Annotated in this window: 12 protein-coding genes and 1 pseudogene; 12 read left to right on the forward strand and 1 reads right to left on the reverse strand. The window is 35.8% G+C overall.

The window, feature by feature from the left end:
* The 9 genes from ABX784_RS12080 to ABX784_RS12120 all read left to right on the forward strand — a co-directional run.
* Nucleotides 1–978: carboxyl transferase domain-containing protein (locus ABX784_RS12080; RefSeq protein WP_372655303.1), on the forward strand; the 978-nt coding region annotated here is incomplete at its 5' end.
* Nucleotides 979–986: 8 nt separating this feature from the next.
* Nucleotides 987–1784: an enoyl-CoA hydratase-related protein gene (locus tag ABX784_RS12085; RefSeq protein ID WP_372655304.1), complete on the forward strand. Its 798-nt coding sequence runs from the start codon at nt 987–989 to the stop codon at nt 1782–1784.
* Nucleotides 1784–3283, forward strand: coding sequence for an acetyl/propionyl/methylcrotonyl-CoA carboxylase subunit alpha (locus ABX784_RS12090; RefSeq protein ID WP_372655305.1), 1500 nt, complete (start codon nt 1784–1786; stop codon nt 3281–3283). Before ABX784_RS12085 ends, ABX784_RS12090 begins: the two co-directional genes overlap by 1 nt.
* Nucleotides 3280–3759 carry a biotin/lipoyl-containing protein gene (locus tag ABX784_RS12095; RefSeq protein ID WP_372655306.1) on the forward strand — a complete coding sequence of 160 codons (480 nt, stop codon included), beginning with the start codon at nt 3280–3282 and terminating at the stop codon, nt 3757–3759. The genes ABX784_RS12090 and ABX784_RS12095 overlap by 4 nt, the downstream gene beginning before the upstream one ends.
* The gene (locus ABX784_RS12100; RefSeq protein ID WP_372655307.1) at nt 3759–4679 is read left to right on the forward strand and encodes a hydroxymethylglutaryl-CoA lyase; all 921 of its coding nucleotides are present in this window, start codon (nt 3759–3761) and stop codon (nt 4677–4679) included. The genes ABX784_RS12095 and ABX784_RS12100 overlap by 1 nt, the downstream gene beginning before the upstream one ends.
* Nucleotide 4680: 1 nt before the next feature.
* On the forward strand, nt 4681–5490 hold the full coding sequence (locus ABX784_RS12105) for an enoyl-CoA hydratase-related protein (RefSeq protein ID WP_372655308.1): 810 nt from the start codon (nt 4681–4683) through the stop codon (nt 5488–5490).
* A 64-nt stretch (nt 5491–5554) separates the two neighbouring features.
* Nucleotides 5555–5905 carry a Bor/Iss family lipoprotein gene (locus ABX784_RS12110; RefSeq protein WP_372655309.1) on the forward strand — a complete coding sequence of 117 codons (351 nt, stop codon included), beginning with the start codon at nt 5555–5557 and terminating at the stop codon, nt 5903–5905.
* Entirely contained in the window at nt 5902–6213 is a 312-nt protein-coding gene (locus ABX784_RS12115; protein WP_372655310.1) for a hypothetical protein, read from the forward strand. Before ABX784_RS12110 ends, ABX784_RS12115 begins: the two co-directional genes overlap by 4 nt.
* A 266-nt stretch (nt 6214–6479) precedes the next feature.
* On the forward strand, nt 6480–6992 hold the full coding sequence (locus ABX784_RS12120; RefSeq protein ID WP_372655312.1) for a hypothetical protein: 513 nt from the start codon (nt 6480–6482) through the stop codon (nt 6990–6992).
* Between the two features lies 1 nt (nt 6993).
* On the opposite strand, the gene ABX784_RS12125 is transcribed toward ABX784_RS12120, so the two are convergent.
* A complete protein-coding gene (locus ABX784_RS12125) occupies nt 6994–9045 on the reverse strand; it encodes an ATP-dependent helicase (RefSeq protein ID WP_372655313.1) in 2052 nt (683 codons plus the stop codon).
* A gap of 567 nt (nt 9046–9612) precedes the next feature.
* Between ABX784_RS12125 and ABX784_RS12130 the strand changes: the two are divergent.
* The 3 genes and pseudogenes from ABX784_RS12130 to ABX784_RS12140 all read left to right on the forward strand — a co-directional run.
* A pseudogene (locus ABX784_RS12130) lies at nt 9613–11064 on the forward strand (FumA C-terminus/TtdB family hydratase beta subunit).
* Nucleotides 11065–11076: 12 nt separating this feature from the next.
* On the forward strand, nt 11077–11781 hold the full coding sequence (locus ABX784_RS12135; protein WP_372655314.1) for a CoA transferase subunit A: 705 nt from the start codon (nt 11077–11079) through the stop codon (nt 11779–11781).
* A 12-nt stretch (nt 11782–11793) separates the two neighbouring features.
* Nucleotides 11794–12074: CoA-transferase (locus ABX784_RS12140; protein WP_372655315.1), on the forward strand; the 281-nt coding region annotated here is incomplete at its 3' end.

Here is a 12074-nt window from a genome sequence, read left to right on the forward strand (position 1 = left end):
CCACCTCTTGTAAAAGCTGCAACAGGTGAAGAAGTTACAGCTGAAGATTTAGGAGGTGCATATGTGCATACTCATGAATCAGGTGTTGCCGATCACTATGCTGAAAATGAAGAAGAAGCACTAATCATTACTAGGAATATTGTAGAAAACTTAAACTATACTTCTCTTGGTGAACTTGCAGGTCAAAAAGAAGTAAAATCTTTTAGCGAGCCTAAACAAAGTATAGACGAAATATATGGAATACTTCCACACGATACTAAGAAGCCATTCGATATTAGAGAAATTATCTCAAGAATAGTAGACGGTTCTGAGTTTCATGAATTCAAAGAAAAATATGGAACAACTCTTGTCACTGGGTTTGCTAGGATTCACGGTCATCAAGTAGGGATCGTTGCAAATAACGGTATTCTATTCAGCGAAAGTGCGCAAAAAGGTGCTCACTTCATCGAGCTTTGTGGACAAAGAAAAATACCGCTCGTGTTTTTACAAAATATAACAGGCTTCATGGTTGGTAAACAATATGAGAGTGAAGGGATTGCTAAGCACTGTGCTAAGATGGTTACTGCAGTCTCTACTGTTGAAGTTCCAAAGTTCACAGTGATTATTGGAGGTTCTTTTGGTGCAGGTAACTATGGAATGTGCGGTAGAGCGTATCAGCCTAGATTCCTATGGATGTGGCCTAATGCTAGAATTTCTGTAATGGGTGGAGAACAGGCCGCAGGCGTACTTTCTACTGTTAGACAAGATGGGCTAAGGGCCCGCGGAAAAACCGAAATGACTAAAGATGAGGTTGCGGAATTTGAAAAACCTATTTTAGATAAATATGAAAAAGAAGGAAGTGCATACTACTCAACTGCAAGACTTTGGGATGATGGAATTATAGATCCTGCCCATACTAGAGATATCTTAGGCCTTGCCATTAGTTCTTCTTTAAATAGCCCAATCGCCGACACTAAGTTTGGCGTATTTAGAATGTAGGGAAGTTTATGAGCGAATTATACTTATATGAATGTGATGAACTTGGAGTTGCAACTGTAACTCTAAATCGTCCTGAGATTCATAATGCTTTCAATGATGACTTGATTGTGGCCCTAACTAAAAAGTTTAGTGAAATCAGTAATGACGAATCTGTTAAGGTTGTTATTTTAACTGGAGCTGGAAAATCTTTTTGCGCTGGTGCCGATCTAAATTGGATGAAGTCGATGATAGATTATTCCATTGAAGAGAATATCAAAGACAGCCAAGTTTTATCTGACCTCTTTCAAACAATTAATAATTGTAAAAGACCTGTTATAGGAAAAATTAACGGTGCTGCTCTTGGTGGTGGTGCTGGGCTTGTAGCTGTATGTGATTATGTTATTGCAAGCGAGAAGGCATTATTTGGTTTTACAGAAGTAATGCTAGGGCTTGTTCCTGCTGTTATCTCTCCATTTGTTATTGCAAAAATTGGAGAGTCTAATGCTAGAGCAACTTTTCTTACAGGTGAGAGATTTGATGCAAATAAAGCGTCAAGTTTAGGGCTAGTTCATCAGGTAAGTTTGGAGGGAGATTTAGACACTGATTGTGCTGAGCTAACTAAGAAGTTTATTAGACCTGCGCCTAAGGCCCAAGAAGTTGCAAAAGATTTAATTAGAAATGTAATTTCTCTAGAAAGTGCAACATATGAGCAAATCTCAAAATATACTTGTGAAACTATTGCTGAAAGAAGAGTTAGTAGTGAAGGGCAAGAAGGTATGAACGCCTTATTAGAAAAAAGACGTCCAAATTGGAAGAAGGATTCTTAATGAGTACAGAAATCTTAAATAAAATAGATAAAATCTTAATTGCTAACCGTGGTGAAATTGCTCTAAGAGTAATGAAGACGTGTAAAGAAATGGGAATTAAGTCTGTTACAATTTATACAGAGACAGAGAAGTCATATCCTCATTCATACTTAAGTGATGAAAGCTTCTCACTTGGTATGGGACCTCTTAGCGAAACCTATCTTAATCATGAGAAAATCATCGAGATTGCTAAGGTCAGTGGTGCTAAGGCGATTCATCCAGGTTATGGGTTCTTATCTGAGAATTCAGTTTTTGCTAAGAAAGTAACTGATGCAGGGCTAATTTTTATAGGTCCTACTCCTCATAGTATGGAAATTATGGGAGATAAGAAAACTTCAAAAGTAGAGATGGAAAAAATAAAGATTCCTCTGATCCCTGGTTATCATGGAGATGATCAAAGTGAATCTGTCCTAAAGGCTGCGGCCATAGATATTGGCTTCCCAGTGCTTGTTAAAGCATCTGCCGGTGGTGGTGGAAAGGGAATGCGTATTGTTTGGAAAGAAGAAGAGTTCATTGAGGCCCTAGCTTCAGCAAAGAGAGAGGCGCTAAACTCTTTTGGTAACGATATTGTTTTAATCGAAAAATTTATACAAAATCCAAGACATATCGAAGTTCAGGTGATGAGTGATACTCATGGTAATCACTTACACTTCTTTGAAAGAGAATGCTCTATTCAAAGACGTCACCAGAAAGTTGTTGAGGAAACTCCTAGTAAGGCCCTTGATGATAAGCTTAGAAAGTCTATCTGTGAGACTGCAGTCGCAATATCTTCGGGGATAAACTATAAGGGAGCTGGTACTGTTGAGTTTATAATGGACGCGGATGGTAAGTTCTTCTTTTTAGAAATGAACACTCGTCTTCAAGTTGAACACCCAATAACTGAAATGGTCACAAATAGTGACCTTGTAAGGTTACAAATTCTTGTAGCTGCTGGACTTGAACTTCCAATGAAGCAACAAGAAATATCTCAAAATGGTCATGCTATTGAAGTTAGAATTTACTCAGAAGATCCTGACAATAACTTCATGCCTGCTATTGGTAAAATTGGTCACGTTGGAACACCAACTCTTAATAATGTTCGCTTAGATAGTGGTTATGTTGATGGTAATGAAGTTACTATTGACTTTGATCCAATGCTTGCAAAACTTATATGTTGGGGAGTTGATAGAGACTCTGCCATAAGTAAGACATTACATTCACTTAATGAAGTAAAGTTCTTAGGTGTAACTACTAATAGAGACTATTTAAAAAGAATTGTAAATACGACACCTTTTAGAGAAGGTGATACGTTTACTCACTTCATTGATACGTATAGCGATCTACTTAAGCCTGTTGAAACAACTGATTTAGAAATTGCAGCGGGAATTGCTTCTTTTTTAACAAACAGTCAGACCGAAGACACTACAAAGTCAGAGACTGTACAAGCTTGGAATCGTTTACAAGGGTTTAGAAATATATGAAAAAGAAACTAATTATAAATTCGAAAGAAGTTGAAATTGATCTATCTCTAAATAGAGACGGAAAGGTTGAGTTTACATTTAACGGTAAGCAATACTCTTTTTCTAATCGAAAAGTAGATTCTGTTTCTCAATATATCTCTGGTGATCTAAATGCTTTAGTTTCTAGTTTTGAAAATAATTTCATTGTAGATGGAAGAGAAATGACTATTGAGTCACCTCTAAGAAGTAGATCTAAGTCTAATGCAAGCTCTGGTGGTCATATGCAATCACCAATGCCTGGTAAAATTCTTCAAGTTCTAGTTAAAGTTGGTGATGTGGTTAAAGAGGGAGATTCTTTAATTGTTATGGAGGCCATGAAGATGGAACATACAATTAAGGCCAATGCCGACGGTACAATTTCTGCTATTCACTTTAGTGAGGGGCAACAGTGTGCAGGTGGAGTCGATCTCGTCGATTTATCTCAAGAGGAAGCATAATGTTTAATAAGTTGCCAAAAAATGCACGAATAATTGAAGTTGGTCCAAGAGATGGCCTTCAAAATGAAAAAGTAATCTTAAACTGTGCTCAAAAAGAGAAGTTTATCGATATGCTCTCAGAGGCAGGCCTTAAAACTATTGAGGTGACTAGTTTTGTTCGTGAAGATAAGATTCCTCAGATGGCCGATGCTGTAGAGCTCTATAGTTTGATTAAAAGTAAGGACTACTTTGATTCAGTACATCTACCAACACTTGTTCCAAACCTAAAAGGAATGGAGATCGCCGTAAAAAGTGGTGTTTCTGAAATTGCAATATTTACCTCTACATCTAATACATTCAATCAAAAAAATATTAATGCAACTATTGAAGAGTCAATTGAAAGGTTTCGTCCAGTAGTTAAAATGGCCAAAGAAAACGGTATTAAAGTACGTGGATATATCTCAACTGTTTTTGGTTGTCCTTATGAAGGTGAAACTTCTACTGAGACTTTAATGTATCTTTTAAAAACATTAAAAGAAATGGGCTGCTATGAGATCTCTCTAGGGGACACTATTGGTGTCGCTAACCCTCTACAAGTTAAGACAATTCTTGAGAGTGTATTTAAAGAATACTCATCAGATGAAATTGCCATGCACTTTCATGATACTCGTGGACTAGCACTTGCTAATATTTTAGCATCTCTTGAAATGGGAGCTACAAATTTTGATAGCTCTGCTGCAGGTCTTGGAGGCTGTCCATACGCTAAGGGTGCTACTGGAAATGTTGCGACTGAGGATGTTGTCTATATGCTTGAGAGCATGGGCGTATCGACAGGCGTAGATATGAAAAAGCTCTCTGAAGCATCTGAATATATTTTATCTTGTCTAAATAAAAAGACAGTTTCTAAATATCTCACTGCCTACCTTGCATCTGGAAAGTAATATGTACTCTAAGCCTTTTAAAGATCTTCTTGTTTCAAAAAATGACTTTGTTCTAACAATTACTCTTGATAATGAATCTATGGCAAATGCTATAAGTGATGAGATGATTGATTCTCTTGAGAGTGTATTAGGTCATGCAGATGAAGATGATTCAATAAGGTGTATTATTCTAACTGGTGCTGGTAAGTTCTTTTGTGCTGGTGGTGACATTAAGGCAATGGAATCTAAGACAGGTATGTTTGCAGGTGAGTCAAATGAACTCAGGCGTCGTTATGCTAGAGGGATTCAGAGAATTCCACGTGCTATAGAGTCTCTTCGTACTCCTATTATTGCTATGGTTAATGGGGCCGCAATAGGTGCAGGTTGTGATCTAGCAATGATGTGTGATCTTCGAGTTTCAAGTGACAAGTCTAAATTTGGGGAGACGTTTTCTAAACTCTCTCTCGTTCCTGGGGATGGTGGAACTTTCTTTTTGCAGAGAGTGATTGGTTATACTAAGGCCATGGAAATGTTCATGACTGGTGATATCTATAGTGGAGATGATATTACGAGAATGGGACTTAGTAATTATCATGTTTCTCATGATGATCTTTTAAGTTTTACAACGAGCTTAGCTCAAAAAATATCTAGCAATGGTCCAGTTGCACTTTCTCTAACGAAAATGGCGCTTAAGTCTGGAAGGACTGCAGGGCTTAGTGATCAGCTTGATCTTCTAAGTACAATGCAGGGAATTTCTCAAAGAACTGAAGATCACTTTGAGGGAATTCAAGCTTTCAAAGAAAAGAGAGCACCAAAATTTATTGGTCGCTAAGCTTAAGTTGACATAGAACTTTTTTAAATTAACAATAGTTTATAATCTTTTAGAACTGGAATTTATGAAAAGAAGTTTTTCTCTATTTATTATCCCATTATGCTTCTTAGCTACCTCTTGTTCTCAAATAAATTATATATCATCAGATAATATACCTACATATATTTCACCTAAAGAAAATCACAATAGGAAGGCCTCACATATTGGAAAGAGAGATTTCTATCTATGGGGATTAGTTCCTTCTGCGCATAATGTGAATGTTGATGATGAGTTGGCGGATGATGGACTTATTTCGGCTGCTAGGGTTGAGGTTCGTGAGTATCAAGAATTTATGGACGTCTTTTGGACATATGTAACTCTTGGTATGTATAAACCTGTTCGTTTTGAAATTCGTGGATACGGAGTTCGACAGTGAAATATTTAATTTTGATTTTCTTGTTTACGAGTTGCTCACATTCTCTTACCTTAAATCCTAAGGGTTGTTATTCAAAAGGTTTAATAAAGAATTTAGAGAAAAAGATTTATACTATAGAAAAAAGTGTTGTTAGTTTTGGATCATCATCTGAGCATTATCTTAAAGAAATTTTAGAATCCAATAAGATCGATTGTAGAAAAATTAAAAATGTAAATTATACTTTTAAAAGTGATGCACTTGATTCAATATTGAGCGTATTACCTTTTATAGAAAGAAAAACATTAGTTATAAATTATTCAAAAGATTAAAGCTCCAAGGATGGTAGCTTTATGCTTAAAAGCAAATTGGCCAAGGATGGCCTTTTTATTTCCTCGAAAGTGAATATACCTTGTGAATTGTGAACATCAATTTATCTTCATCTATTAAAATATATTTTCCAAATTTCTATTGTTTAAAGTTTCAAAATTAAGATTTATTTAGAGTCTACTCTGAATTGGTTTTGATTTTGAATCGTCTACTCACTTTTAACTTCTACTTTGTCGATAGGCTTTAAAACCAACAATGGAGGACCATTTTGTATAAAATAATTTTAGTAGTTATTATGTTGTTTAGTTTTATCTCGTGTAAAAGTAATGAAGAATCATCAACGCCTAAGTCGTTAACTCCTGCTGTTAGCGCTAATAAGTTTCTAATTGATGGTAAAGATTTCTCTGGAGAGTATGTTCTCTTCTATGAAACTACTGGTAATGCTCTTATTGGATTATATTTTAAGCTTGAAGATAATGTTTTGATAAATCGTGTTTATACATTTCCTTATCGTGATGATTTAACAATAGCCAACTATGTTGAAGATGTTGCTGAGGTAACTGATCTTGGTGATGGAAAAATTATGATAGTATATGATAATCAAAAATCATGTATTTCTCAAGATGAGGAAGTCGTTACTCTCACTGGTGACCCTAGTAAATCCATTGTTTTAAATGATGATGGTACAGAGATAAGATTCAGTAGGCTATCAACAGTTGATTTTTCTTTTGACTCTATTATTGTCCTTTCTAAATCTAGTGAATGTGTGACGAAAAGCTAATTCAATTTATTGAATCATCATCTAGGCCGTCGATTAAGTTAGCAAAGAATCCTTTCTTATAATCGTCGGCTTCTTCTTCACTCATATGACCAAAAGTTGTTCTGTCTTGATGTACACAGAAGCCATCTTTATCTAATTCATTGATGAATCTACTTACAAATCTAGGGGTTTCTTTTCCATAGATTTTTCGCTCTTTACAGTAAGTCATTATAAGCTTTTCTTGTGCTCTAGTAATACCAACATAACAAAGTCTTCTTTCTTCTGAAATATCTTCACCATTTTTAATGGTATTCTTATGAGGTAGACTCTCTTCTTCAACTCCAACCATATAAACTGTATCGAATTCAAGTCCTTTAGATGAATGAAAAGTCATCATAGTGACTTCATTTTTTCTAATATCATCATCTTCGTCTTCCTCAGTATCTTGATTGTCTTGCAAGAGTAGTTTTTCAACAAAGTTCTTTAGTGTGGCATGAGCGCCATTATATTTAACAAATCTCTCAGCAGATTCAATGAAAAAGTGAACATCATTTCTTCTACGTTCAACTTGTTTTGCACTATCATATGATCTTTCTATAAATTGATAGAAGTTAATATCTTCAACAAGTTTACTTATTGCTTGAGGAAGTGGGTGCTGTTCAAAAATTTCTTTAAATTTAGAAATTGTTGAGGTGAACTCTCTAATATGTTTCTCTCTATTAGGGTCAACATTTGGATGTTGATGAAGAGTTTCGTATAGAGTTAAGTTTTCTGCTTCTGATTTTTCTAGATATTTTTCTAGTGTTCTAGAACCAATCCCTCTATTTGGAACATTTAATATTCTTCTAAGTTGTAGCTGATCTTTTGGATTAAGAATCACAGTTAAGTAGGCCATAAGGTCTTTAACTTCTTTCTTTTCATAGAACTTCTGACCACCAATAATTGTATAGGGAATCTGATTCATTCTAAAAATTTCTTCAAAAGGCTGAGCCTGAGTATTGGATCTATAGAGAATAGCTATATCGCCTAAGTGTCCACCATTTGATTGGTGCTTTGATACTTCATCAGCAATCACTTCAGCTTCATGTTCAGTATTTGCCATTGACCAAAGAAAAGGTTTACTAGGGCTCTGTTTCTGTGACCATAGAGTCTTATCTCTTCTATTGATATTTTCTTTTATTACTTTATTTGCAAGTTCTAAGATAGGGCTGACTGACCTATAGTTTTCTTCTAACTTAACGACTTTTGCTCCAGGAAACATTCTTTCAAAGCTTAGAATATTTGTAATATCTGCGCCTCTAAATGAGTAAATGGCTTGATCATCATCACCAACTACACATAGATTATTATGAGTAGAGGTCAGACCTGAGATTAAATCAAATTGTAGAGAGTTAGTATCCTGATACTCATCGACCATTATATACTTAAATTGTTCTGAATATTCTCTGGCCACTTCTGGAAAATCAGTAAAAAGCTTAACTGTGAGAAATAAGATATCGTCAAAGTCTATTGCATTATAGAATTTAAGCTTATCTTGGTAAAATTCATAAACATAGTGTGTTGCGTGGTCGTATGGGTCTTCGTCATCAAAGTATTCACTATCAGCGTACTCATCAGGTCCTATTCCTTGGTTTTTGAGTTTTCCAATTTTAGACATAATGATTTTTTGATCAAATTGCTTTCCGGCCTTAAAGCTCTTAAGCGCTTCTCTCATAATTGATGATTGATCAGCTGAGTCATAAATGGAGAAACTCTTATGGTAACCAAGCCTCGTTATTTCCTTCTTAAGGATTTTTACCCCGAGGGAATGAAACGTTGCCATCGTTAAGCCACGTGCCTTCTTTTTTCCTAAAAGACCTATGATTCTTTCTCGCATCTCTTTAGCGGCTTTATTAGTGAAACTTACCGCTAGAATAGACTTTTGATCTATGTGGAGATTATCTACCATGTGGGCGATACGATATGTAATGGTTCTAGTTTTACCACTACCTGCACCGGCCAGAATTAATACTGGGCCTTCAATTGTATCGGCTGCTTGTCTTTGTGCAGCATTTAATCCACTTAATGAAATCATAGGCTACACAATAGCCGAAATGGGAACCTTCGCCAATGACAAAGTAAGAATATAACTAGGCAATAACAAAGGCCATTGTTATACTTTCTAAAACTGAAATTACAATTATTTGATACTAAACTCAATAAATTATAGAGAAGAGGAGTCTTAGCTATGGCAAAGAAGAAGGTAGCGAAAAAAGCAGCTAAAAAAGCAACTAAGAAAGTCGCTAAGAAAGCAGCTAAAAAAGTAGTAGCAATTAAATCTGCTAAGAAGAAGGTTGCAAAGAAAGCCGCAAAGAAAAAGGTTGCTAAGAAAGTTGCAAAAAAGGTAACTAAGAAAGTTGCAAAAAAGGTAACTAAGAAAGTAGCAAAAAAGGCAGCTAAGAAAAAAGTTGCAAAAAAGGCGACTAAGAAAGTAGCTAAAAAAGCTACAAAGAAAAAAGTTGCTAAGAAGGCCACTAAAAAAGTTGCAAAGAAAGCAACTAAGAAAGTCGCGAAAAAAGCTATTAAAAAAGTAGCTGCTAAAAAATCTCCTATAAAAGCGAAAGCAAAGAAAACAGTAGTTAAAAATATCAATACTGATGCTATTCTTTTTGACTCAATTTTAGAGTTGATTAGATCAACTTCTGCTGAAATTCCTGACGACATTCAAAAGGTAGTTCTAGAGGCCCTCGCTAGAGAAGAAAAGAATACTACAGCTGAATATGCTATGGGGATTATTAAAGCAAATATTGAACTTGCTAAAAGAAAGTCTCAGCCATTATGTCAGGATACGGGAACAATTCTTTTTTATATTTCTCACCCTCCAGGATTCAATCAAACTAAATTTACAAAAATTGTACATAAGGCCGTTGTAAAGGCCACTGAAGTTGGTTACCTAAGACAAAATTCAGTAGATTCATTAACTGGTAAGAATGAGACTATGAATATTGGCCCTGGTCATCCAGATATGCATTTTCACGAGCATTCAAAGAAAACAGTTGAAGTGAAGTTAATGCTAAAAGGTGGAGGCTGTGAAAATGTTGGTGCACAATATTCTCTTCCAAATACTGCTTTAGAAGCAGGTCGTGATCTTGATGGTGTTAGAAAAGTTATTCTAGACGCGATTGTAAAAGCTCAAGGTAAGGGATGTGGACCAGGTGTTCTTGGCGTAACTATCGGTGGAGATAGAGGTGCTGGTTATGTATTCTCTAAAGAGCAATTACTAAGAAAACTCGATGACACGAACTCTGTACCTGAACTTGCTGCACTTGAAAAAGATATTGTTGAAACAGCAAACAAGTTAGGAATAGGACCTATGGGGTTTGGTGGTAAGACTACACTTCTTGGTTGTAAAGTGGGAGCGCTTAATCGTCTTCCTGCAAGTTTCTTTGTATCTGTTTCGTACATGTGTTGGGCCTATAGAAGACAAGGTGTTTCTCTAGACAAATCTAACAAAATTAAAAACTGGCTTTACTAAGAGGTAATAATGAAAAGAATAGATTATCCATTTAATAAAGAACAAATTAGAGAGCTTCGCGTAGGTGATATGGTTCTAATCTCTGGAAAAATGTACACTGGTAGAGATGCCGTTCATAAGAGATTACATGATGGAACTAAACCTCCTGTCGATTTTAATAATCAGATTATTTATCACTGTGGTCCAGTTGTTATCCAAGATAAAAAAACTGGAAAGTATGAAGTTAAGGCCGCAGGTCCTACTACTTCGATCAGAGAAGAACCTTATCAGTGGGAAGTTATGAGAGATCATGGAATTCTCGGTGTTATTGGTAAAGGTGGAATGGGTCCTAAAACACTTCAAGGGTGTATGGATTACGGCTGTGTTTACTTTCATGCTATAGGTGGGGCAGCTCAAGTATTAGCTGAGAAAATTGAATCAGTTGATGATGTATTCTGGACTGACCTAGGTTCTCCAGAGGCCATTTGGGAACTTACTGTAAAAGATTTTCCTGTTGTTGTAACAATGGACTCTCATGGTGGTTCACTTCATGCTGAAGTTGAGAAGAGTAGTTCTGATAAGTTAAAAGAATTTCTTTAGAAAGAGGTTAAGATGAAAGGATTAAATAAAGTTGTTAAAACTTATGATGAGGCCCTAGCAGGGATTTCTGACAATCAACTACTAATGGTAGGTGGTTTTGGTCTTTGTGGAATACCTGAGGGACTAATTGATAAAGTTGCTGACTCTGGAGTTACAGGTTTAACTTGTATTTCAAACAATGCAGGTGTTGATGGTTTTGGACTTGGAAAACTACTAGAAAAAAGACAGATCAAAACAATGATTGGGTCTTACGTTGGAGAAAATAAACTATTTGAAGAACTGTTTCTCAGTGGTCAAATGGAAGTGATTTTAACTCCACAAGGTACTCTGGCCGAGAAAATTAGAGCTACCGGTGCTGGGATTCCTGGTTTTTATACTGCCACTGGATACGGTACTCAAGTTGCTGAAGGCAAAGAGACTAAAGAATTTAATGGAAGAATGTATGTTCTTGAAGAGGCCTATCCTAAAGCAGACTTTGCCTTAGTTAAGGCATGGAAGGCCGATACTCAAGGTAATCTTATATTTAGAAGTACTGCTAGAAACTTTAACTCAATGATTGCTACTGCTGGAAAAATTACAGTTGTTGAAGTTGAAGAGATCGTTGAAGCAGGTGAGTTAGATCCTAATGAAATTCAAGTACCTGGTATTTACGTCAACCGCGTAATTAAAGGTAAGTTTGAAAAGAGGATTGAACAAAGAACAGTAAAACAAAACTAAGTAGGTGATGATATGGCACTAAGTAAAGAGCAGATAGCTCAGAGAATTGCTAGAGAATTAAAAGATGGCTTCTATGTAAACTTAGGAATTGGTATTCCAACGTTAGTAGCAAACTATGTTCCTAATGATATTGAAATTATGCTTCAGTCTGAGAATGGACTTCTTGGTATGGGTGAGTTTCCTACAGAAGAAAATGTAGATGCAGACCTTATTAACGCAGGAAAACAGACAGTGACTTGTGCTAAGGGTGCATCTTTTTTTGATTCAGCAGAAAGTTTTGCAATGATTCGTGG

Origin of the sequence: Halobacteriovorax sp., assembly GCF_041587335.1 — a bacterium.
Classification (GTDB): domain Bacteria; phylum Bdellovibrionota; class Bacteriovoracia; order Bacteriovoracales; family Bacteriovoracaceae; genus Halobacteriovorax.

Coding starts and splice junctions, on each gene's coding strand:
- ABX784_RS12085 (WP_372655304.1), top strand. CDS start 987: ATGAGCGAATTATACTTATATGAATGTGATGAACTTGGAGTTGCAACT.
- ABX784_RS12090 (WP_372655305.1), top strand. CDS start 1,784: ATGAGTACAGAAATCTTAAATAAAATAGATAAAATCTTAATTGCTAAC.
- ABX784_RS12095 (WP_372655306.1), top strand. CDS start 3,280: ATGAAAAAGAAACTAATTATAAATTCGAAAGAAGTTGAAATTGATCTA.
- ABX784_RS12100 (WP_372655307.1), top strand. CDS start 3,759: ATGTTTAATAAGTTGCCAAAAAATGCACGAATAATTGAAGTTGGTCCA.
- ABX784_RS12105 (WP_372655308.1), top strand. CDS start 4,681: ATGTACTCTAAGCCTTTTAAAGATCTTCTTGTTTCAAAAAATGACTTT.
- ABX784_RS12110 (WP_372655309.1), top strand. CDS start 5,555: ATGAAAAGAAGTTTTTCTCTATTTATTATCCCATTATGCTTCTTAGCT.
- ABX784_RS12125 (WP_372655313.1), bottom strand. CDS start 9,045: ATGATTTCATTAAGTGGATTAAATGCTGCACAAAGACAAGCAGCCGAT.
- ABX784_RS12135 (WP_372655314.1), top strand. CDS start 11,077: ATGAAAGGATTAAATAAAGTTGTTAAAACTTATGATGAGGCCCTAGCA.